Raw genomic sequence first — 21,942 nt, 5'->3', positions numbered from 1 at the left:
CGCGCGCGGAGTTAACGCGGTGGTTTCACGACGCGGTGGGGTCAGCCAGCAGGCTGCCCGCGTTCGGTGCCAGCGGCGGCAGGCCCAGCTCGGACAGGATCCGGAATGCCGTGGCGGTGGCCGCGGACAGGACCGGGAGCCCCAACTCGTCCTCGACCGGCTGGATCGCCGGAAGCGACGGCATCTGTACGCACGCGGACAGCACCAGCGCCTCCGCGTCGCCGAGCTTCAGGCGCTTGTAGTGCTCGCGCAGGTCCTGCGGATCGAGCCGGGCGACGGCCAGGTTGTCCGGCACCTCCAGGCTCAGCGCGTCGACCACCTCGACGCCCGCGTCCTCGATGTACTCGGCGACCTTGCGGGTCAGCGGCTTCATGTAGGGCGTCACGATGGCGACCTTCTTCGCGCCGAGCGCGGCGATCCCGTCGAGCAGCGCGCCCGCGCTGGAAACCACGGGGACCAGCGCCTCCTGGCCGCGCAGCACGTCCTTGATCTCGTCCTCGGCCGTGCAGTGGTGGCCAGGCCCCTGCGCCATGATGGCGACGAGGCAGGCCGTGGCCACGACGTCGGGCCGGGCGTCGGCCAGCTCCAGGACGGCGCGCTCCGTCTGCGCGTTCATCGCCCGCAGCTCTTCGGGGGTGACGTGCTTCATGCGCATCCGGCTGCTGTGGAAGACGAAGCGGTCCTCGGGGGAGACGGCCTCGCGGGTCCGCATCAGGCGGGGGAGTTCGGTCTCCATCGTGAGGTTCGAGCTGGGGACGATCATCCCTATGTGGTGGTCCGGCACGGTTCGCTCCAAGTTTTGAGGCATGCCTGAGGAAGGCGGGGCCTACGGGTGCTCTTCGGGCGGGTCGGTTACGGAGGTGTCAGTGCTCCTGGCCGAGCCGCTCCCAGTGGTCGGCGAGGACCGCCAGGTGGCGCAGGACGTCGGCGCGCTGCTCCGCCGGGATCGGCCGCAGCAGCTCCTCGTCGAGCTTGCGGGCCCGCAGGTTCGCGTCTTGCACGGTGGCGCGGCCCTCCTCGGTCAGGTTGAGGAGCTTGCGCCGTGCGTCGGCGGGGGAGGGGGTGCGGGACAGCAGGCCCCGGTTCTCCAGGCGGCGGGCGACGTCGGCCATCGTCGAGGTGTCGAGCGCGACCAGGTCGGCGATGGAACGCTGGTCGCAGCCGGGGTTCTCGCCGGTGATCTGCAGGACGGCGAACTGTGGCCCGGTCAGCGTCGCGTCGACGTCGTGCAGCCAGGCGGCGAGGTACGCCTGGTGCAGCCGGCGGGCCAGGAAGCCCGGGGCGTGGCTCAGTTCGTCGGGCGTGGCGACGTTGTCGGCCCGGTCGGGGGTGGAGGGCGAGGTCATGGCACCGCTGTCGTGTGGAGGGATCGTTGGGGCGTCCGACTCCGGGAAGAGGGTCCGCCGCAGCGCGGTGCGCAGCAGGTCCAGGGCCGGTGCCGGGTTGTCCCAGAAGACCATATGTCCCGCGGCCGGGATGCGGACCATGCGCGCCGCCGGGTTGGTGGCGGCGGCCTCCGCGGCGCCCTCGGCGGTGACGACCGGGCTGTTCGCCCCGTACAGCAGCGTCGTTGGACCCGGCACCCGGGGCCACCAGGCGAAGAAGTCCTCGCTCTCGAAGCCCCGGTGGGCGCGCTCGATCGCCTCCAGGGAGCAGCTGGCGAGCCAGCGTGCCCGCAGCTCCAGCTCCCGGCGCGGCCAGGTCGGCCAGAAGCCGCCGACCTCGTCGGCGTCCGTGCCGCGCCGGGCCTGCGTCAGCTGGCGCGTGAAGGCGGCGAGCGTGGTCGGGTAAGGGCCCCGGCCGGGGCCGCTCATCGGCGGATCCACCAACAGCGTTCCGCCGAGCGGGACCTGGCCCCGCACCGCCGTGGCGGCGGCGATCCGGGCCCCCATGGAGTGGCCGAACAGCACGGGGTCCGCCAGCTCCAGCTGCTGGATCACGGCTTCCGTGTCGGCGGCCAGGGCGTTGAGACCGTGGTCCTCGGCGTCGTCGCTGAGCCCCCGGCCGCGGATGTCGAGGACCAACGGCCGTGCCAGGTCGGTGAGTTCACGGGCGACGAAGTCCATGGTGACCGCCGGGCTGGTGATGCCGGGCAGGATCAGCAGGGGGACGCCGACGCCGCCGTAGTCCAGGACGTGCAGCCGCACGTCCCCGCTGCGGACCCAGCGGCTGACGGCCGGGACGTCGGCGAGGTCCGCGAGGCCCGGCTGTGTCAGGAAACGCTCCGGCCGTCGAGCCTCGCGGTCGTGTGCGGCATCCTGCGCGGCTCCGGAAGACGCGTCCATGATCTCAAACTCCCTTCGTCGTCAGGTACTTCACCATGTCCTCGTGGCCCACGACATCCCCGTACTTGGCCTGGATGTCGAAGAGCGCCGCCTCGTGCGGACCCGCGGCCCGGTCGCCGCACGCCTCGGCGGGCACGAGCACCGGCCAGCCGTACTGCACCGCGTCCACCGCCGTGGCGCGCACGCAGCCGCTCGTCGTGGCGCCGCACACGACCGCCGTGTCGCAGCCGAGGCCGGTGAGCAGGGAGGCCAGCGCGGTGCCGAAGAACGCGGACGCGCCCTTCTTCACGATGAACTGGTCCCCGTCCTCGTACGGCAGCCGGGGGTCCAGGGCGACGGCCTCGCCGCCCTCGCGCAGGGCCCGCATGCCGGGCGCCTTGGCGAGCCAGGTGATCGCGTCGGCCTCGGCCTCGGCGGCCGTGTAGGCGATGACCGTCCACACCACGGGTACGCCGCCGGCGCGGGCCGCGCGCACCAGCTCCGCCGTGGCCTCGACGGGGGCGGACAGATCGCTGCCGGTGGCGAAGTCCGGCTCGGTGAAGCCGCGGGTCAGGTCGACCACGATCAGGGCGGGGCGGTTGCCGCGGGCCACGGCGGCGCCGAATCCGGCGCGCTCGTAGACGCGGTCGGTGGCGGGGTCGTACGGGGTGGGCACGGGTCCTCCGGAGATGGTCGGCTCAGTGGTGGTGGCGGTAGGCGAAGGCCTCGTCGTCGGACGTGTCCAGCGGGGTGCCGCGCCACAGCCAGTCGTAGGAGACGTCGGACTCGCCGTCGTAGCGCTCGCCGAGCTTGGCGTCGCGGGCCTGCTGGTCGGGGCCGTCGGGGAAGCGGTAGAAGACCTGGTTGCGCAGCGAGGCCTGCTGCACCATCCCGGCGTGCCGGGCGCGGCGGTTGACGTAGCGCTGGAGTGCTCCGGCGATGCCGTCGCGGGTCACCGCGCCCAGCTCCTCGGCGAGCACTGCCCCGTCCTCCATGGCCTGCGAGGCGCCCTGCGCCTGGTAGGGGAGCATCGCGTGGCAGGCGTCACCGAGGAGGGCCACGCGGCCGTCGATCCAGTTCGGGTCGCGGCGGCGGTGGTAGAGGGGGAAGCAGGTGATGTCGCCCTTGGCCTTGGCGAGCATGGCCGGGGCGCGGTCGTCCCAGTTCTCGTAGGAGTCGACGAGCATCTCGGTGGTGCCGGAGAAGGTCTTCTTCTCGCCGTACTCGTCCTTCCACGGGACGCAGCCGACGATGTTGAGCCACTCGCCGCCGCGGATCAGGTAGTGCACCAGGTGCCGCCCGGGGCCGTACCAGATGGTGCTCTGGTAGCGGTCGAAGAGGAAGCGGGTGGCCGGGTCGGCGTGCAGCAACTCGCCCGGGATCAGGGTGCGGAAGGCCATGTCGCCGGAGAAGACCAGGGTGTCGTCGGCGCCGATGAGGTCGCGGACGCGGGAGTGGATGCCGTCGGCGCCGACCAGGACGTCGGCCTCGTGCCGGGCTCCGTCGTCGGTGACCGCGACGGGACGGTCCGGGGACGTACGGTCCAGTTCCACGACGCGCGCCCCGGTGACGATCTCGACGGCGGGGCCCGGACCCGTCGGGTCGGTGCACGCGTCGAGGATCGTACGGTGCAGGTCGGCGCGGTGGTAGTGCCAGTACGGGGCGTTGAACTCCTCCTGGACCCGGCGGCCGAGCGGGGTGAGCCCGATGATGCTGCCGTCCTGCCAGCGGCGGCGCACCTGGTCCTGCGGCTCGGTACGGATGGCCTCCAGTTGCTTGCGCAGACCGAGGCGCATCAGGACGCGGCTGGCGTTCGGCGCGGTCTGGATGCCGGCGCCCACCTCGCCGAGCTCGGCGGCCTGTTCGAGGACGGTGACGCGCAGTCCCTTGTGGCGCAGGGCCAGGGCGGCGGTGAGGCCGCCGAGACCGCCGCCGACGACGGTGACTTCGTAGGACTGGCTGAGAGGCAAGACTCCTCCAGGGATGCGGCGTTGAGGGTGGGGGAACCGGGGTTCAGCCTTCGACGAGGTGTCCTGCGGTGACGACGTCCGTGCCGTCGAGGCTGACCGTGCAACCGCGCATCGCGATGTCGAGATGGGCGTAGGAGTCGCGCTGGAGGTGCGGGTGCGGGCCCGTGGACCACAGGAAGTTGCCGGCGAAGGCGCGGGCGTCCATGCCCATCAGCTCGTCCTTGCCGTACATCGCGGTGGCGAACCAGTCGGCGGACTTCATCAGGCCCCAGCCCATGTGGGAGAGGCTGCGGGCCCATTTGTCGTGCGAGTCCTCGAAGAAGGTGTTCAGGAGCTTGGCCTCGGCGCCGCCGCTGACCTCCTGGATGTGGCCGCCAGAGACATGGAGCGTCACGGGGCGCTGCACGTACTCCTTGAACGGCAGCAGGATGTCGCCCTCGGCGAGCACGATCCGACCGTCCGAGATCTCCGGCCAGCACAGCACCATCGTGCTCGGCCAGTGGTCCCAGCGGCCCGGGTCGTCGGCGAAGCCGGTCTGGAACTCCGGGTGGCTGTTGGCCAGTTGGACCGTCAGATCGGTGCCGGCCTCGGAGGTCACGCGCATGACGGAGGAGGTGCGGACCCGGTCCACGCCCTCCTGGACGCGTACCTTGTCCTGCCCGGTCGGCAGGTTGCGGATGAGGACGTCGGGGGCGTCGCAGACGAAGATGATGCGGGTGCCGGTCTTGAGGATGTCCTGTTGCAGCGGGGCGTGGATGAAGCCCTCGCGGGTCAGGTCGACGACGAGGTCGGCCGCCTTCAACAGCTCTTGCGCGGCGGTGTCGTTGAGGACGGACACGAGGCCGGGGCCCGCGCCGGTGTGCGTGCTGGGGAGTGGGGCAGGGCTGCCGCCGGGGACCGTGGCGGACACGACGTGGGCGCCGAGGCTCTTGGCGGCGCCGAACGCGGCGGCGACGTAGTCGCCACGGCTGCCGGGCTCGGAGAGCACGACGACGTGCTCTCCCTCGCGGACCTTGCACAACTGCAGTTCACGGGTGAAGGCGTCGAGGACGTCGACGGACGAGAAGTCGAACATCGGGTGTTCCTCCGGGATGCGAGCGCGGACGTACGGGGCACGTGCGGGTGGTGCGGAGGGTGCGGAGGCGTGCGGGATCGCCGCGGCGGACGCCGTGCGGGGGCGTCGCCGGGAGGTTCTTCCGAACCCGCCTGCCGAGATAATCCGAGCACGTACGATCTCGGAAATCAAGGGGTCGGACGACGGGGCAGGGCGGTGAGCGGCCCTGGAGATGGCTGTGAGCCACTTGTGGCAACCCAACAATGTCTCGCCGGGGAATCGGTCGACTCCTCGCCCGATAACTCCCCTGATCGTTGACATGATCGCCGGGAGAGTGGATCGACAGCTATGTAGCATCTGAACAATGCGAGGAGGCTCAGGTGACTGGGAACGGTCATGTGCAGGTGACGGGTATCGGCGCGATGACACCGCTCGGAGCCGATGCGCCGGCGACGTGGGCGGGGCTGCTCGACGGCAAGTCCGGGGTGCGGCTGCTGGAGGAGGAGTGGGCCGCGGAGCTGCCCGTGCACGTCGCGGCCGGGCTCACGGTGGACCCGGCCTCGCTGCTGCCGCGGCCCGAGGCCAGGAAGCTGGACCGCGGTGAGCAGATGGCCCTTCTCGGCGCGCGCGAGGCGTGGCAGAACGCAGGCGCGCCGAAGGTCGAGCCCGAACGGCTCGCGGTCGTGATCGGCACCGGCACCGGAGGGGTGCTCACCACGCTCGGGCAGGACGACATCTTCGAACGCTCGGGAGCCCGCCGGCTCTCACCGTTCGCGGTCCCCATGCTGATGCCGAACGGACCCGCGGCCTGGGTGAGCATGGACCTGGGCGCCAAGGGCGGTGCCAGGACCCCGGTCAGCGCGTGTGCGTCCGGGGCGGAGGCGCTCGCGATGGGGCAGGACCTGATCCGCGCCGGGCGGGCGGACGTGGTGGTCGCCGGCGGTGTGGAGGCGTGCCTGCACCCCTTCACGCTCGCGGCGTTCGCCCAGATGAAGGCCCTGTCGACGCGGTCCGACGAGCCGGAGGCGGTGTCCCGCCCGTTCGACACCGGGCGGTCCGGGTTCGTCATGGGCGAGGGCGTGGGGATGATGGTGCTCGAACGCCCCGAGTTCGCGCGGGCCCGCGGCGCCCGCGCCCACGGCACGCTGGCCGGCAGCGCGGTGACGTCGAGCGCCGACCACATCACGGCGTCCGACGCGGACGGCCAGTCCTTCGCCATGCAACTGGCGCTGCGCGACGCCGAGGTGGCCCCGGCGGACATCGGCGTCGTGCACGCCCACGCCACCTCCACGGAGTCCGGTGACGTGGCGGAGGCCGAGGCGATCGGCCGCGTGATCGGCAAGCACGCCGCGGTCACGGCGACCAAGTCGATGACCGGTCACATGCTGGGCGCGTCTGGGACGGTGGGCGCGATGGCGGCCCTCCTCGCCCTCAGGGACGGCACGGTGCCCGCCACCCGCAACCTCGACACACTCGACCCGCGCGTGGACCTCGACGTGGTCCACGGCGAGTGCCGCTCAGGCAAGTGGCAGGCGGCCCTGGCCAACTCCTTCGGCTTCGGCGGCCACAACGTCACGCTGGTGTTCACCGGCTGAGCGGCAGCTCTCGCTGCGCGGCCTCAGGGGTGGCGCGGGGCGTACCTCGACGGAATGTCCCGCGCCCACCCCCGAACACTCCCTACGCCGGCTCCGGCTGCGGATCCGCCGAACCCGCCTTCGTCGGACGCGGCGGCGGGGGCGGGGGTGCGGCGTGTGGGCCCCACTGGCGTGCCGTGCGTACGTAGAGGAGGACCACGGAACCCGTCAGCAGGAGGAGCAGGGGGCCGAATGCCCAGGGGTGGGCGGCCATGTGGGTCGGGAGGTAGCGGTAGGAGACGAGCAGCAGGGTGAAGACGACCGTCCCGTAGCTCACCGTCAGCGTGGCGTGGTGGTCCCAGCCGCGGGCGAAGGCGCGCATCGCGGCCTCGATGGACAGGGCGAAGACCGTGCCGGCGAGCAGGTCCACGCCGTAGTGGTAGCCGAAGCCCAGGGTCGCGGTGAGCGTGCCGACCAGCCAGAAGGTGCCTGCCCAGCGCATGGCGCGGGAGCCCTCGCGGGTGTGGATGAAGAGCGAGACGGCCCACGCGGTGTGCAGGCTCGGCATGCAGTTGCGCGGGGTGATCTCGTCGAACGGGAAGGCGTGCGGGACGCCGATCGCCGGGAAGGTGTCCGGCCAGATGTTCGTCACCGCCCAGTGACCGCCGTCGGGGCCGAAGGCGTAGAGCGGGCCGACGACCGGGAAGATCATGTAGATGGCCGGCCCGAGGAGACCGATGGCCAGGAAGGTGCGCACCAGGTGGTGGGTCGGGAAACGGCGTTCCGCGGCCACGTGGCGCAGCTGGTAGAGGCCGACGAGGGCGGCGGCCAGGGGCAGTTGGCCGTAGACGAGATGGAGGAAACCGCTGCTGATCGGCGAGGTGGCTTCGACGAGCCGGCCGACCAGCCACGAAGGGTTGGCGAGCGCGTGATCGGCGGTGGCCACGTACTGGTCGAGGACCGTCGGGCGGGTCCTGGACGTGATGAGCAGCCAGGTGTCGCCCGTCTTGTGCCCGAAGACCAGCAGCAGGCCGAGGCCCGAGCCCTTCAGGAGGACCGCTCTCTCCCGGCCGGTGCGGCGTACGAGGGCGAGGACCGCGACGCCGAGGATCACCCACAACGCGCCGTTGCCGAAGCTCAGCTCGGCGCCGACGATCAACCGCACCAGCACGAACACGATGTCGACGCCGACGGCCGTGCACAGCGCGATCAGCCGCTGCCGCCAGGTCAGCACCACCATCGTGAGCGCCAGGCCGCCGTACAGCAGCGGCCCCGAGTGCGGCGCGAAGATCACCTCCTGGGCCTCTACGGTGATCGGTCCCGGCTGCCCGTAGCGGCGCGCCACCAACTCCAGGGCGATGTGGAAGCCGAGCGTCACCAGACCGGCCGCGATCCACAAAAGGATGCGCGGCTGTCGCCAGGCGGGCGGCCGGGTCTCTGCGCCGCGCTGGTGCGGCACGGGTATGGGAGGTGGTGTGGTCTTCAATTGTCCGACTTGGTGGCTTGGTTCGGGCTGCGGGCAACTGCGACGATCTGGGTGATCGTCGCAGTTCGAACATGCTAACGGGGGGTGGGCCCGGGAGGTAGAGGCACGTCCCGGGCTACTCCGCGGGCAGCACCTTCGCCAACGACCGCAGCACCGGCTCCCTTCGGACATCGATGTGCGCGTAGGTGAGCGCCTCGGCGAGGCGGGGCCGGCCGTCGCCGATCGCCCGGCAGATCTGGTCGTGCTCGGCACGGTGCTGTTCGGCGCCGCGTTCGGTGGCCGTGATCCGGAACAGCCAGTGCATCAGGCCGAGCGAGCGCTGGAACGAGGACTGGAGGAGGCGGTTGCCCGTCATCGTGATCAGCTCGGCGTGGAAAGCCGTGTTGGCGGCCGCGATCCCGGCCTGGTCCGCGCTGCGGGTGGCCGCGTCGGCCTCGGCCATCACGGTCCGCAGGCCGTCGTGGTCGCCCCCGTCCGCGACGAGCTCCGCCGAGCGGCGCGCCGCGAACACCTCCAGGCTCAGGCGCAGATCGAAGAGTTCCTCGACATCCCGCAGGGTCAGCCGGCGCACCCGCGCGCCCCTGCGGGGCTCCAGTTCGACGAGCCCCTCGGTCGCGAGCCGCATCAGCGCCTCGCGGACCGGGACCCGCGAGACACCGAGCGCCTCCGCCAACTCGCGCTCCCGCAGCCGCGAGTCGGGCGGGTGCGCGCCGGAGTGGATGCCGGCCCGGATCAGCTCCTCGGTGCGCTCCACCTGCGAGGCGGTTCCGGCTCCGACGCGTTCCGTCTGCGCGGCGCTCCCGGCCCCGGCGCGTTCTGCCGTGAGTGTCACGACCCGCCCTCGGGCGCGGTGGAGCCGGGCGCACGGAACGCGGGGAACGTCGGCGGGAAGAGCGTGCCGGTGTCCCGGCGCTCGGTGTCGCGTTCGCTGTAGGCCGCGCGCATCTTCTCGAACAACGCCTGGGCGTCGCGCGCCAGCCGCGGCAGGTCCGTGCCGGGCAGCGCGCCGTCGACCAGCACCGGGTCGCCCGCGACGACCGAGTTCGTGGCCTGCCGCGCCGTGCCGTTGAGCAGGAACGTACGCACCGGGTCGTCCATGACCCCGTCGCGGATGTCGTCCAGGGAGAAGGCGACCAGGTCCGCCTGCGCGCCGACGGCGATCCGGCCCAGGTCCTCACGGCCGAGGGCGCGGGCTCCGCCCAGCGTGGCCGCCTCCACGTAGTGCTCGGTGGGCGCGGCGTCCGAGCGACCCTCGGCGATCTTCGCCAGGTGGACGCCGACGTCCATGCCGCGGATCAGGTCCGGCGGGAAGGAGTCGGTGCCCAGGCACAGATTGACGCCGGCCTCGCGGTAGGCGCGGAACGAGTGCAGCATCTCGCTGTAGCGCAGGGACGTCTGCGGGCAGTGGATCACCGAGATGCCACTGGCGGCGAGCAGCGCCAGGTCGCCGCGGTCCTCGCCGTGGACGGACGGGTGCCGGTCGAGCAGCACCGTGTGCGGGATGAGCAGGTTCGGGCCCAACAGGCCGTGCTTGTCGAGGAGTTCGAGCGGGGCGAGGCCATCGTGCCGACGCTGGACGATCTCCCGCTCGGCCAGGCCCTGGAGCGCGTGCAGCCGGATCAGGGTCCCGCGCTCGCGCCCGACGCGGGCCGTCTCGCCGAGCAGTTCCTCGGTGAGCGTCTCGATGCGGCAGGGGAGGAGGACGCCGGTGAGCAGCGGGTCGTTCAGCTCGTCGAGGTGGTCCAGGAAGCGGACGGCGTCGCGCAGGCCGGCGCGGCCCTCCTCCTCGTCGAAGGCCACGTCGCGGGTGCCGTCGGGCAGGACGACGTTGACCCCGGAGCGGTAGGCAGGGCCGAGGTAGCCGCGCAGGCCGATGCGGCGCGCGGTCGCCGCCATGTCGACCAGTTCCTCGTAGGGCTCCGCCCAACGGCTGTGCACCTCGGAGGCGATCGGCATGAAGGTGGTGATGCCGTGCAGGGCGAGCTGGGCGAGTGCGTACTCGCGGATGGTGGCCCGCTCCCGCGGCGTGAACACGTCGTGGCGGCGGTGGGTGAAGTAGTCCAGGGACCACTGCAAACCCTTGCCCCGGTCGGGTCCGGCCCAGGAGTCGAGGACGAGGTGGTCCACGTCGGTGAGCGCGTCGAGGTCGATGAGGCCCGGCATCACCAAGGATTCGCCCAGGTCGCGCTCCTCGTCGACCTCGCCCTCGTAGCGCGGGCCGACGTAGATCACGGTGTCGTCCTGCCACACCACCTCGCCGTCCCGCAGCAGCGCGTGGCCGCCGTCCTGGTGGGCGAGGACGTGTCGGGCGCGCCAGCGGGTGCGCATAAGTGCCTCCTGGGGTGGGGGTGTCGCGGACGTGGCTGATCGCGCTGATCGTACGAGTTGGTATACCGGGTTGGGAAGGGATGTCCGTGACGGCGCCTGTTGCGTAACCGCGAACCGTACATGCGCGCCGATATGTCCGTCTGTGCGACTTGGTTCGCGCGGTCGGTATACCAAAATGCGATTACCTCTATCGCCGCCCTGCTCCGCTGGTATACCGTCCCGCCAACCTTCCCCCTTGCGCCGAATGGATCACGCGACGTGACGGATTCCCCAGTGCTGCCCGCTCGGCCGCCCTCCGACGCCGATGGCGACGCCCTGCTCAACTCGCCCTCCACTGAGTCGACTTCGGGTCCGCCCGTGGTCGCCGCCCGTTCCCTCCTCGGCACCGCCTGGCTGCGCATCCGCCGCAGCCGCGTCGCCCGCGCCGCCCTCGCCGTGGTCGTGCTCATGATCCTGTTCGCGGTGCTCGCCCCCGTGCTCACCGCGATCGAGGGCCAGGACGCGTACACCACGAGCACCAGCCCGGACGTCCTCGACGACTACGGCACGCCGGGCCTGCCGCTGCCGTACTACCGCTACCCCTCCAGCGACCACTGGCTGGGACTCGAACCGGGCCTGGGCCGCGACATCTTCGCGCGCATGGCGCACGGTGCCCAGGTCTCGCTGGTCATCGCGCTGCTCGCGACCGTCGTCTCCGTCGTCCTCGGGACCGTCCTCGGCGCCGCCGCCGGCTACTTCGGCGGCAAGGTCGACATGGTGATCAGCCGGGTCATGGACCTCTTCCTGGCCTTCCCGCACCTGCTGCTCGTGCTCTCCCTGACGCCGATCCTGCAGTCCAGGCTCGGCGACACCGCACTGGGGAACGGAAGCCTGCTGCCGATCGCCTCACTGGTGATCATCCTCGGCTTCTTCGGCTGGGCCTATCTCGCCCGCGTCGTGCGCGGACAGGTGCTGTCCATCCGCGAGCAGGAGTTCGTCGAGGCCGCCCGAGCCTACGGCGCCTCGCACCGCTCGATCATCATCAAGCAGATCGTGCCCAACGTGATGGGCGTCGTCCTCGTCTACGCCACGATGATGATCCCCACCAACATCACGGCCGAGGCCGCCCTCTCGTTCCTCGGCGTCGGCGTGAAGGACCCCACCCCGTCCTGGGGCCAGATGCTCAACGCCGCCCAGCAGGGCAACTGGTACCTCACCGACCCCTGGTTCCTCGCCGTACCGGCCGGCGCCCTGGTGATCACGGTGCTCGCCTTCAACCTGCTCGGCGACGCCGTCCGCGACGCCCTCGACCCCAAGTCCTCCCGTGGCTGACCGCCTTCAGGAACAACAGGAGCAGCAGTGAATCGACGCACCGTGGCGGCGCTCGCCCTGACGGTGGCGACCGGGATGGCGCTCACCGCCTGCGGCGGCACCAAGCCCGCGCCGGGCTCGGGCTCCCGCGCCCCCGCCGACGCCTTCGACCCGGTCAAGGTCGGGGACGGAGACACCACCAAGGGCGGCAACGTCAACGTCCTGATGTCCACCGACTTCCAGACCCTCGACCCCGGCAACAGCAACTACGTCCAGACCGCCAACGTCGGCCAGCTCTACTACCGCACGCTCACCATGGCGAAGGAGGAGGCCGGCAAGCCCCCGAAGGTCGTCCCCGACCTCGCCACCGACCTCGGCAAGGTCTCCAAGGACGGCCTGACCTGGACCTACACCCTCAAGAAGGGGCTGAAGTTCGAGGACGGCAAGCCCATCACGGCCAAGGACGTGAAGTACGGCGTCGAGCGCACCTACGCCCGCGACGTCTACACCCAGGCACCGCAGGAACTGAACGCCGCCCTCTCCGACGACACGTACAAAGGCCCGTACAAGGGTGGTGACTTCAAGGGCATCGAGACACCCGACGACCGCACCGTCGTCTTCAAGCTGAAGCAGCCCTTCGCCGAGTTCCCCGCCCTGGTATCCCGCTCCAACACCGCGCCCGTGCCGCGCGCCAAGGACACCAAGCTCGACTACACCAACCACCCGGTGTCCACGGGCCCGTACAAGATCGAGTCGTACCAGCGCGGGCGCGCCATGAAGCTCGTCCGCAACAAGCACTGGGACCCGGCCACCGACCCGAACCGCAGCGCGCTGCCGGACACCTTCACCTTCAGCCTGTCCACCGCGCAGTCCACCATCAGCCAGCAACTGCTCGCGGACTCCGACCCGACGGCCATCACCCTCGACAGCGCGGGCGGACTCCAGGCGTCGGACGCGGCCAAGCTGGACCAGCCGAGCGTCGCCCGGCGCACCGCCTCCGGGATCATCGGCTGCACGGACGTCCTCAACTTCAACACCGAGACCATCAAGGACCCGGTCGTCCGCAAGGCCCTCGCGCTCGCCGTCGACCGCAAGGCGATCCACCTCCAGTACGGCGGCGCCCGCTTCGGCAAGCTCACCCAGTCGTACATCAACCCCCAGCAGCGCGGTTACGTGCGGCAGCACACCGATCTCGACCCCTCCGGCCAGCCCAAACTGGACGAGGCGAAGAAGCTGCTCAAGGGGCGCTCGTACCCGAAGAAGCTCATCTACGGCTATGCGGACGCGACACCCCGCTACAAGAACATGGGCACCTCGCTCCAGGAGAACCTCAGGCAGCTCGGCATCGACCTCGAACTGCGCCCCATCCCCGCCGCGAACTACTTCACCACCCTCGCGGGCAAGGCGATGCCGGACCTCGCCCGCAGCGGCTGGTGCGGCGGCGCCGACAGCGGCTCGGTGCGCACCACCATCGACCCCAACCTGGGCCCGAGCGTCGACGGCAAGACCTTCGGCTTCTCGAACATCCCCCGCTATCACGACCCGGAGATCGCCAAGGCCATGTACGCGCTGCGCGGTGAGAACGGCACGAGCGAGGATCTCGGCCGCAAGTGGTCGAAGCTCTTCGACCGCGCCATGCAGGACTATCCGCTCGTCCCGCTGATCAGGAACGTGACGCGCAGCGTCATCGGCTCCGACGTCCGGGGCGCGCAGGTCGGCTACTTCTTCGGTGCCATCGACCTGTCGACGGTCTCCGTCGACTCAGGCCCGGGAAAGGGGTGACCTGACATGCTCGTCTTTCTGACCCGGCGCCTGGGCGCCACCGTCGTCCTCCTCGCCGTCATCAGCTTCGTCACCTTCACGCTCTTCCAATTCGGGCCCGCCGACCCGGCGGCCGCCGCCTGCGGGCAGGAGTGCACCCCCGAACGCGTCGCCGAGGCACGCGTCGCCCTCGGCATGGACAAGCCGTTCCTCACCCAGTACGTGAACTACATGTCGGGCCTGTTCCACGGCCGGACGATCGGAGCGCCCGGCGCCCAGACCCTCTGCGAGTGGCCCTGCCTCGGCAAGTCCTTCCAGACGAACGAGGACGTCGCCGCCGTCCTGGAGCGCGCCCTGCCGTACACGGTGTCGATCGCGGTCGGCGCCATCGTGTTGTGGACCGTCGCCGGAGTCACCCTCGGCACACTCGCCGCGCTGCGCAAGAACAAGCTCACCGACAAGCTGATCGTCGGCGCCGCGTCCATCGGTGTCTCGCTGCCCATCCCGGTCACCGGACTGCTCCTGCTGCTCGTCTTCGTCTCCACCTTCGACGTGCTGCCGTTCACGACGAACGCCATCACCTCGCCCTTCGGTCCGGCCGGGTTCGACGGCTGGTTCCTCAACTACCTGCTGCCGTGGGTCGCGTTGGCGGTGCTGTTCAGCGCCCAGTACATCCGCGTCACCCGCAGCTCCATGCTGGAGACCTTCGGCGAGGACTTCATGCGCACCGCCCGCTCCAAGGGCCTGTCGAAGCCGGCCATGGTCGTCAGGCACGGCGCCCGCGCCGGACTGACGCCCGTCGTCACCATGCTGGGCCTCGACATCGGGCTGCTGCTCGGCGGCGCCGTGCTCACCGAGCAGATCTTCTCGGTGCCCGGCATCGGCTTCACCGCCGTCCGCGCCGCGCAGGCCGGCGATCTGCCGGTGACCATGGCGATCACGCTGCTCGCCGCCTTCTTCATCATCGTCGCCAATGTCGTCGTCGACGCCGTCTACGCCGTCATCGACCCGCGAGTGAGGGCCGCCTGATGACCACCTCTTCCTCCGGTTCCTCCACCGGCGAACCGCTGCTGCGGATCAGGGATCTGCACGTCGCCTTCCCCACCGACGACGGGCTCGTGCACGCCGTCAACGGCATGGACCTCAGCCTCGCCCGCGGCGAGACCGTCGGCCTCGTCGGCGAGTCCGGCTCCGGCAAGACGGTCACGAGCCAGGCCCTGATGGGTCTGCTCAAGGAGACCCGCGCCCAGGTCGGCGGCGAGATCCTGCTCGACGGCACCGACCTCAACACCCTCACCGAGGGCCGGATGCGGGCCTGGCGCGGGAAGAAGATCGCCATGATCTTCCAGGACCCGCTCTCCGCGATGCACCCCTTCCACGCGGTCGGCGACCAGATCGCCGAGGCGTACCGGGTCCACAACAAGGTGTCCAAGCGGGCCGCGCTCACCGTCGCCGTCGACATGCTGGGCCGCGTCGGCATCCCCGACCCGAAGCGGCGGGCCCGCGCCTACCCGCACGAGTTCTCCGGCGGCATGCGCCAGCGCGCGATGATCGCCATGGCCCTCGTCTGCGAGCCCGAACTCCTCATCGCCGACGAACCGACCACCGCCCTCGACGTCACCGTCCAGGCGCAGATCCTCGACCTGCTCGGCGAACTCCAGCAGGAGACCGGCACCGCCATCGTCATGGTCACCCACGACCTCGGTGTCGTCGCCGAGGTCTGCCACCATGTCGCCGTGATGTACGGCGGGCAGTGCGTGGAGCGGGGGAGCGTGCGCGAACTGTTCCGCGACCCACGTCACCCGTACACGCAGGGCCTGCTCGCCTCCATGCCGACACTCGGCGACGACGGCGAACGGCTGCGCCCCATCCCCGGTTTCCCGCCGTCGCTCACCGCGCTGCCCACCGGGTGCCTGTTCGCGGACCGCTGCCCGCAGACCCACCTTGTCCCCGACGACCTGTGCCGCAGCGAGCGCCCCGTGTTCCTCGCGAGCACCGGCGCCGACCACCCCTCCCGGTGCCACCAGGAGAACCTCGCCACCGCCGAGGAGGCCGCGCGATGACATCAACCCCCTTGCTGGAGGCCGAAGGGCTGACCAAGCACTTCCCGGGACGCGGCGGCCTCTTCGGCCGGGGCGGCGCGCCCGTCAAGGCCGTCGACGGCGTGAGCTTCTCCGTCGCGGCCGGGCAGACGCTCGGCCTGGTCGGCGAGTCGGGCTGCGGGAAGTCCACCACCGGGCGGCTGCTGATGCGCCTGCTCGATCCGACGGCAGGGACCATCCGGCTCGACGGCCAGGACCTCGGGTCGATGAACCGGGCCGAGGCGCAGGAGTACCGCCGTCAGGTCCAGATGGTGTTCCAGAACCCGTCCTCCTCCCTCAACCCCCGCCAGTCCGTCGGCTCCGCCGTCGCCGCGCCGCTGCACGCCCAGGGCATCGACCCGCCCGGCGGCGTCAAGGCACGGGTGCGCGAGCTGATGGACCGCGTCGGCCTGCGCCCCGACCACTACAACCGGTTCCCGCACGAGTTCTCCGGCGGCCAGAAGCAGCGCGTCGGCATCGCCCGCGCGCTGGCCCTCGAACCCCGCCTCATCATCTGCGACGAACCGGTTTCGGCCCTCGACGTCTCGGTCCAGGCACAGGTGGTCAACCTCCTCCAGGACATCCAGGCCGACACCGGTGTGTCGTACGTCTTCATCGCCCACGACCTGTCCGTCGTACGGCACTTCGCGGAGCGGGTCGCCGTGATGTACCTGGGGAAGATCATGGAGAGCGGGCCGACACATGAGGTCTTCGACGACCCGCGCCATCCCTACACCCGCGCCCTGCTCTCCGCCGTCCCGCAGCCCGACCCGGACGCCGACCGCAGCCGCAGGATCCGGCTCACCGGCGATCTGCCCACCCCCGCCAACCCGCCCTCCGGATGCGTGTTCCGTACGCGCTGCCCGCTGCGGCCGACCCTCGACGAGGCCGAACAGGCGCGCTGCGCGGGCGAGTTGCCGCCCACGGCGGGTGCCGAGGGGCCCGCGTGCCACTTCGCGGACAAGGCCCTCGTGACCCACTGACCGAGCCACCCGTACACCCACCCATCATTGACAACACCGAACAGAAGGAAGTTGCACCACATGCTCATCCGTGACGTCCGCCCCTGGGGCGGCGAGCGCAGTGACGTACAGCTCGACGGCGCCCGCATCGCCGCGATCCGCCCGCACGACCCGCAGGCCGAGCCGGTCGGGGACGTCGTCGAGGGCCGCGGCCGGCTCCTCCTCCCGTCCTTCAGCGATGTGCACGTCCACCTGGACTCCACCCGCATCGGCCTGCCGTTCCGCCCGCACACCGGAGGCCCCGGCGTATGGACGATGATGATGAACGACCGGGAGAACTGGCGCGACGCCGAGGTCCCGCTGAACGAGCGGGTGGCCGGCACCCTGGAGCGCATGATCGCGCGCGGGACGACCCGGGTGCGTACGTACGCGCAGGTCGACGTCGACTGCAAGCTGGAGAAGTTCGAGGCCGTGGTCGCGGCCAAGGAGAAGTACGGGCACCTCGCCGACGTCCAGATCATGACGTTCCCGCAGGCCGGCATCCTGCGCGAGCCGGGGACCGAGGAGTACCTGGAGGCATCGCTCAAGGCGGGTGCGGACGTCATGGGCGGCATCGACCCGTGCACACTGGACCGCGACCCCAAGGGCCACCTGGACGTCGTCTTCGGGCTCGCCGAGAAGTACCAGGTCGAGGTCGACATCCATCTGCACGAGCCGGGCGAGCTGGGGGTGTTCTCGACCGACCTGATCCTGGAGCGGGTCCGCGCCCTCGGCATGCAGGGCAAGGTGACGATGTCGCACGCCTACGAACTCGGCTCCGTGAACGAGTCCACCAGCCAGCGCCTGATCGAGGACTTCGCCGAGCTGGACATCGCGATGGCGACGGTCGCCCCCGCCGCGCGCAACCAGCTCTCGCTCGTCGAGCTCACCGAGGCGGGCGTCCGCGTCGGCCTCGGCGAGGACGGGCAGCGCGACTACTGGAGCCCGTACGGCAACTGCGACCTGCTCGACCGCACCTGGCAGTTGGCCTTCACCAACAACTTCCGCCGCGACGGTCACATCGAGATGGCCCTGGCGGTGGCGACCATGGGCGGCGCCTCCATCATGAGCCACGAGGTGCCGCGCCTGGCCGGTGTCACCGACCGCCCGGGCCTCGCCGCGGGCGACCGCGCGGACCTCGTGCTGGTGGACGGCGAGACACCGTCCAGCGCGGTCATGGACCGTGGCAAGGACCGTACGGTGCTGCACGACGGGCGGGTCGTGGCGGAAGGCCTGGAACTGGTCGCCGGCGCCTGACACAGGGCGTGGGGTCGGCCGCGGCGCGCGGCCGGCCCCACCATGCCGGGCGGTGCTAGCGGACCTGTCGCCCGCCCTGTACGACGGCCACCTGATGCCGCGCCGGATCGGCCAGCGCCGCCACGTCGGCGAGCGGATCGCTGTCGAGGACCAGCAGATCGGCGCGGGCCCCGGCGGCGAGCGTCCCGATCTCCCCGCCCATGCCGAGGAGTTCGGCCGCCACCGAGGTCGCGGAACGGATCACGTCGAGCGGCTTCTGCACCTCGGAACGGATCCGGAACTCCTCGTTCTGATGGCGGTGCATGCCTCCGAGGAGATCGGTGCCATACGCGATCCGGGCACCGCCGCGCGCGGCACGTTCGAGCGCGCCGAGACCGGCGCCGAGCACGTCGTCGACCTTGCGCCAGCTGTCCTCGGGCAGCCCGAACTCCCGCCCCTCCTGCTTGAGCGCCCAGTAGGTGACCAGTGTCGGCACGAGGAACGCGCCGTGCTCCGTGAGGAGTTCGACGCTGCGGTCGTCGATCAGGTTGCCGTGCTCGATCGACCGGACGCCCGCCTCCAGGGCCCGGTTGACCGCGCGGGCGGTGTACGCGTGCGCCGCGACGTACCGGTTCGCGGCCTCGGCCTCCTCGACGGCGGCCCGCAGCTCGGCCGGCGAGTACTGGGTGGAGTCGATCCGGTCGGTGGGCGAGGCGACACCGCCGGACGCCATCACCTTGATGTGGTGGGCGCCCTTGCGCAGTTCGTCGCGGGCCGCGACCCGCACCGCGTCTGCGCCGTCCGCGACCCGGCCGACGGCGGCGCAGCACGGGTGGTCGTCGTGCAGCAGGGTGCCCGCGCCCCGGTTGTCGCCGTGGCCGCCGGTCTGGCTGAGCGCCTTGCCGCCGAACGCCAGCCGGGGGCCGCGGACGAGACCCTCGGACTGCGCCTTGGCGAGCCCGAAGTCGGCCCCGGCCATGTCGCGGACCGTGGTGAACCCCCGGTCGAGCATCCCGCCCATGATGCGTGCCGCCTGCGCGGTGACGTACGAGGGCGGGGTGTCGCCCAGTGCGCCGAGCCCGGCGGTGAACGCGGTCACGTGGACGTGCGCGTCGATGAGCCCGGGCAGCACGAACCCGCCCCGTACGTCGAGGACTCGGGCGCCGTCCGGCACGTCGGCCCCGTCCTCGGCCACCCGCCCGTCCACGCACAGGAGGTCGCCCTCGCGCCAGGTCCCGGTGTCCAGGTCGACGAGGTGGGCGTTGCGCAGCACGAGGGCGTCGGTGTGCTGCGAGGAGTCGTTGGTCATGGTGGGAATCACTCCTTGGTTGCGGGGATGCGCGGGGCGGCGGTGACGGGGGCGCCGATGTCTTCGAGCGAGCGGTTGGCCGTGGACAGGCCGAAGGCGAGCGTGACCACGACGCCGACGGCGAGGACCGCCGTCGTCATGCCGAAGACACCGGCGAATCCGGCCCCGGCGGCCATCAGGCCGATGACGGTGGGCGCGATGATCGAGCCGATCCGGCCGAACGCGCTGGCCAGACCGCTGCCAGTGGCACGGATCCAGGTCGGGAAGACTTCCGGCGTGTACGCGTACAGGCCCGCGTAGGTGCCGTTGAGGAAGAAGGACAGCACGGCGCCGGACACCGTGATGGCCACAGGCGTCGAGGTCTGGCTCAGCCAGTACGCGGAAAGCGCTGAGCCGGTGAGGTAGAGCGCGATGGTGTGCTTGCGGTCGAGACGCTCGCTGAGCCAGGCGGCGGAGAAGTAACCGGGCACCTGGGCCGCGTAGATGATGAGCGAGAACGAGAAGCTCTGGGTGACGGTGATGCCGTGCTGGACGAGGAGCGTCGGGATCCAGGAGAAGAAGCCGTAGTACGAGAAGGTGATGACGAACCACATCACCCAGGTGACGGCCGTGCGGCGGGCCATCCGGCGTGACCACAGGAAGCGCAGCCCGGTCCAGACGCTGGGCGGCGCGGTGGACTTGGGTACCGGCGAGGTGTCTTCGGGGGTGTGCGGGACGGGCGGCAGCGGGTGGCCCGTCGACCGTTCCACGCGGCGTTCCAGTTCGGCGACGACCTCCTCGGCCTCCGCGTGGCGCCCCCGCTCCAGGAGGTAGCGCGGGGACTCCGGCAGGGCGCGGCGCCACCACAGCAGCATCACGATCGGCACCGCCGTGACGACCTGGGCCCAGCGCCAGCCGTCCGCGCCCAGCGGCACGACGAACCGGCCGATCAGGGCGGCGGCCACGAAGCCGAACGAGAAGAACCCGGCGAGCGCGCCGACGAACCAGCCGCGGCGCTTGGACGGCACGAACTCGGAAAGGAACGGCGCGATGATCGCGCTCTCCGCGCCGGTCCCGGCCCCGGCCAGCACGCGGGAGCCCAGGAACACGGGGAAGTTCGGGGCTGCGGCGGCGACCAGGGTGAAGACGACGTAGAACGCGAGGGCGTACATCATCACGCGCTTGCGGCCGATGCGGTCGCCGAGGATGCCGGCGATCGCGGCGCCGAAGAGGTAGCCGAACGGGGAGGCCGAACCGATCAGTCCGAGCGCCCCGTTGTCCAGGGACCACAGGTCCTGGACGCTCGGCAGCAGGAAGGCGACCCACGGCCGCGTCCATGCCGTCGAAGGTGTAGCCGAGCCCGCCGATGAGCAGCAGGACGTAATGGGGTCTGGACAGCGGGAGTCTGTCCAGGCGAGCGAGGAGGGACATGGGCGGATCCTCGAAGGTGTCGGGGGCGTCCGCGAGGGGGTCGTGGACGCGGGGGACGTGCACCGCCCACGCAACGTAGATTGCGTGCTAGCTGTTGCGCAACGATCCTTGCGTTACGTTCCGGGAACGTAGAGTCTGGGCGTACCCGCGCCCCGCTCGGAGGCGCCCGGCGTCTCCTACCGCGGAGTTGAGAGTGCACGGCGAACTGGCAACCTGGCTGCGCGATGCCGCCCCGGCCCGCGGGCTGCGGCCCAAGGCCGCCGCGATCGTGGACTTCCTCGTCTCGCAGCCGCAGCAGGCGGCCTACGCGTCCGTCGCCGACGTGGCTCGCCGCGTCGGCGCCAACCCCGCCACCGTCACCCGCACGGCCCAGGCGCTCGGCTACAGCGGCTGGCCCGATCTGCAACGGGAGTTGCGGGCGCGCTACCTGTCCCACCTGAGCGCCGCGCAGGTCAACGCCGCGCACCGGGAGGAGGGTGGCACGTCGTGGGCAGGCTCGCTCAGCCGTGACCAGGAGAACTTGGCCCAACTGGCCGCCCACGCCGACGGCACCGCCATCGCCCGGATCGCCGAAGCGATCGCCGCCGCCCGCCGCACCCTCGTGGTCGCCGCCGGCAGCTACGCGTCCGCGGGCACCGCGCTCGCCCACAACGCGCGCCTCGCCGGATACGACGTCCGGCTCGAGGCCACGGGCGGCGCCGACCTGGTCAACTCCGTTGCGGCGCTGGGGCCGGACGACCTGCTGATCGCCATCTCCTTCTGGCGGCTCTACCAGAGCACGGTGACGGCGGCGGAGGACGCGAGCGAGCGCGGCACCCGGGTCTTCGTCATCACCGACGCCGCGAGCCCACCACTGGCCGCCGCCGCGGAGGACGTGCTGCTGGCCCCCGCCGAGGGAACGTCCTTCTTCCCGTCCCTCACGGCGGGCCTGGCCCTGTGTCAGTCCATCGTCGCCCAACTGGCGACCCTCGACCCGGCCCGCACCGCGGCGTCGGTCGCGGCGGCCGAGGAACGCTGGGTGCGCTACGGGGTGTTGCACCGTGCGGCGACGATGAAGTGGGACGGGCGTCAGGGGGACGGGGCGTCCTAGGGCTTGTCGTTTGGATCAGGCCGGGCTCGCGGGGCCTGGCACGCACGCTCGCGGCGTTGTCGTCGGTCGACGACGCTCCGCGTCGCCT

18 protein-coding genes are annotated in these 21,942 nt (G+C 71.3%); 8 read left to right on the top strand and 10 right to left on the bottom strand.

Features of this window, described 5'->3' with window-relative positions; translation table 11 throughout:
- Positions 1–25: 25 nt before the first annotated feature.
- The 5 genes from ACIA8D_RS06060 to ACIA8D_RS06040 form a co-directional block, all read right to left on the bottom strand.
- A complete protein-coding gene (locus tag ACIA8D_RS06060; protein ID WP_399229138.1) occupies positions 26–784 on the bottom strand; it encodes an aspartate/glutamate racemase family protein in 759 nt (252 codons plus the stop codon).
- A 79-nt stretch (positions 785–863) separates the two neighbouring features.
- Positions 864–2,285, bottom strand: coding sequence for an alpha/beta fold hydrolase (locus tag ACIA8D_RS06055; protein ID WP_399229137.1), 1,422 nt, complete (start codon positions 2,283–2,285; stop codon positions 864–866).
- Between the two features lie 4 nt (positions 2,286–2,289).
- The gene (locus ACIA8D_RS06050; RefSeq protein ID WP_399229135.1) at positions 2,290–2,940 is read right to left on the bottom strand and encodes an isochorismatase family protein; all 651 of its coding nucleotides are present in this window, start codon (positions 2,938–2,940) and stop codon (positions 2,290–2,292) included.
- Positions 2,941–2,962: 22 nt separating this feature from the next.
- Positions 2,963–4,234 carry an FAD-dependent monooxygenase gene (locus ACIA8D_RS06045; RefSeq protein ID WP_399229133.1) on the bottom strand — a complete coding sequence of 424 codons (1,272 nt, stop codon included), beginning with the start codon at positions 4,232–4,234 and terminating at the stop codon, positions 2,963–2,965.
- A 43-nt stretch (positions 4,235–4,277) separates the two neighbouring features.
- Positions 4,278–5,309, bottom strand: coding sequence for a hypothetical protein (locus tag ACIA8D_RS06040; RefSeq protein ID WP_399229132.1), 1,032 nt, complete (start codon positions 5,307–5,309; stop codon positions 4,278–4,280).
- A gap of 359 nt (positions 5,310–5,668) precedes the next feature.
- On the opposite strand from ACIA8D_RS06040, the gene ACIA8D_RS06035 reads away from it, so the two are divergent.
- On the top strand, positions 5,669–6,883 hold the full coding sequence (locus ACIA8D_RS06035) for a beta-ketoacyl-[acyl-carrier-protein] synthase family protein (RefSeq protein ID WP_399229131.1): 1,215 nt from the start codon (positions 5,669–5,671) through the stop codon (positions 6,881–6,883).
- Between the two features lie 82 nt (positions 6,884–6,965).
- Here ACIA8D_RS06035 and ACIA8D_RS06030 read toward each other — a convergent pair whose 3' ends face one another.
- The 3 genes from ACIA8D_RS06030 to ACIA8D_RS06020 form a co-directional block, all read right to left on the bottom strand.
- Entirely contained in the window at positions 6,966–8,321 is a 1,356-nt protein-coding gene (locus ACIA8D_RS06030) for a phosphatase PAP2 family protein (RefSeq protein ID WP_399229129.1), read from the bottom strand.
- Positions 8,322–8,463: 142 nt separating this feature from the next.
- The gene (locus tag ACIA8D_RS06025) at positions 8,464–9,102 is read right to left on the bottom strand and encodes a GntR family transcriptional regulator (RefSeq protein WP_399229666.1); all 639 of its coding nucleotides are present in this window, start codon (positions 9,100–9,102) and stop codon (positions 8,464–8,466) included.
- Positions 9,103–9,176: 74 nt separating this feature from the next.
- Positions 9,177–10,676, bottom strand: a complete 1,500-nt coding sequence (locus tag ACIA8D_RS06020; protein ID WP_399229128.1) for a chlorohydrolase family protein — start codon at positions 10,674–10,676, stop codon at positions 9,177–9,179.
- 273 nt (positions 10,677–10,949) lie between these two features.
- Between ACIA8D_RS06020 and ACIA8D_RS06015 the strand changes: the two genes are divergently transcribed.
- Genes ACIA8D_RS06015 through ACIA8D_RS05990 form a run of 6 tightly spaced genes read left to right on the top strand, consistent with a single transcriptional unit; the run spans position 10,950 to position 18,066 of the window.
- Entirely contained in the window at positions 10,950–11,987 is a 1,038-nt protein-coding gene (locus tag ACIA8D_RS06015) for an ABC transporter permease (protein WP_399229664.1), read from the top strand.
- A 27-nt stretch (positions 11,988–12,014) separates the two neighbouring features.
- A complete protein-coding gene (locus tag ACIA8D_RS06010) occupies positions 12,015–13,748 on the top strand; it encodes an ABC transporter substrate-binding protein (RefSeq protein WP_399229127.1) in 1,734 nt (577 codons plus the stop codon).
- Positions 13,749–13,754: 6 nt separating this feature from the next.
- Entirely contained in the window at positions 13,755–14,756 is a 1,002-nt protein-coding gene (locus ACIA8D_RS06005; protein WP_399229125.1) for an ABC transporter permease, read from the top strand.
- The gene (locus ACIA8D_RS06000; RefSeq protein WP_399229124.1) at positions 14,756–15,790 is read left to right on the top strand and encodes an ABC transporter ATP-binding protein; all 1,035 of its coding nucleotides are present in this window, start codon (positions 14,756–14,758) and stop codon (positions 15,788–15,790) included. The genes ACIA8D_RS06005 and ACIA8D_RS06000 overlap by 1 nt, the downstream gene beginning before the upstream one ends.
- Positions 15,787–16,791: an ABC transporter ATP-binding protein gene (locus tag ACIA8D_RS05995; RefSeq protein ID WP_399229123.1), complete on the top strand. Its 1,005-nt coding sequence runs from the start codon at positions 15,787–15,789 to the stop codon at positions 16,789–16,791. Before ACIA8D_RS06000 ends, ACIA8D_RS05995 begins: the two co-directional genes overlap by 4 nt.
- 60 nt (positions 16,792–16,851) lie before the next feature.
- On the top strand, positions 16,852–18,066 hold the full coding sequence (locus tag ACIA8D_RS05990) for an amidohydrolase (protein WP_399229122.1): 1,215 nt from the start codon (positions 16,852–16,854) through the stop codon (positions 18,064–18,066).
- 55 nt (positions 18,067–18,121) lie between these two features.
- On the opposite strand, the gene ACIA8D_RS05985 is transcribed toward ACIA8D_RS05990, so the two are convergent.
- Entirely contained in the window at positions 18,122–19,354 is a 1,233-nt protein-coding gene (locus ACIA8D_RS05985; protein WP_399229121.1) for an amidohydrolase family protein, read from the bottom strand.
- A gap of 8 nt (positions 19,355–19,362) precedes the next feature.
- Positions 19,363–20,838 (bottom strand): MFS transporter, encoded by a 1,476-nt coding sequence (locus tag ACIA8D_RS05980; protein ID WP_399229119.1) that lies wholly within the window; start codon positions 20,836–20,838, stop codon positions 19,363–19,365.
- 119 nt (positions 20,839–20,957) lie between these two features.
- Here ACIA8D_RS05980 and ACIA8D_RS05975 point away from each other — a divergent pair, with 119 nt between their 5' ends.
- Positions 20,958–21,854, top strand: a complete 897-nt coding sequence (locus ACIA8D_RS05975; protein ID WP_399229117.1) for a MurR/RpiR family transcriptional regulator — start codon at positions 20,958–20,960, stop codon at positions 21,852–21,854.
- Positions 21,855–21,942 lie beyond the last annotated feature (88 nt).

Origin of the sequence: Streptomyces sp. NPDC051684, from assembly GCF_044453445.1 — a bacterium.
Lineage (GTDB): Bacteria > Actinomycetota > Actinomycetes > Streptomycetales > Streptomycetaceae > Streptomyces.
Note: the sequence above shows the minus strand (reverse complement) of the source record. Positions and strands in the feature narration are given on the sequence as shown.

Bases quoted from the DNA above. Each gene is read 5' to 3' on its own strand.
- ACIA8D_RS06055 (WP_399229137.1), bottom strand. From the start codon at position 2,285: ATGGACGCGTCTTCCGGAGCCGCGCAGGATGCCGCACACGACCGCGAG.
- ACIA8D_RS06040 (WP_399229132.1), bottom strand. From the start codon at position 5,309: ATGTTCGACTTCTCGTCCGTCGACGTCCTCGACGCCTTCACCCGTGAA.
- ACIA8D_RS06020 (WP_399229128.1), bottom strand. From the start codon at position 10,676: ATGCGCACCCGCTGGCGCGCCCGACACGTCCTCGCCCACCAGGACGGC.
- ACIA8D_RS06005 (WP_399229125.1), top strand. From the start codon at position 13,755: ATGCTCGTCTTTCTGACCCGGCGCCTGGGCGCCACCGTCGTCCTCCTC.
- ACIA8D_RS06000 (WP_399229124.1), top strand. From the start codon at position 14,756: ATGACCACCTCTTCCTCCGGTTCCTCCACCGGCGAACCGCTGCTGCGG.
- ACIA8D_RS05995 (WP_399229123.1), top strand. From the start codon at position 15,787: ATGACATCAACCCCCTTGCTGGAGGCCGAAGGGCTGACCAAGCACTTC.
- ACIA8D_RS05990 (WP_399229122.1), top strand. From the start codon at position 16,852: ATGCTCATCCGTGACGTCCGCCCCTGGGGCGGCGAGCGCAGTGACGTA.
- ACIA8D_RS05985 (WP_399229121.1), bottom strand. From the start codon at position 19,354: ATGACCAACGACTCCTCGCAGCACACCGACGCCCTCGTGCTGCGCAAC.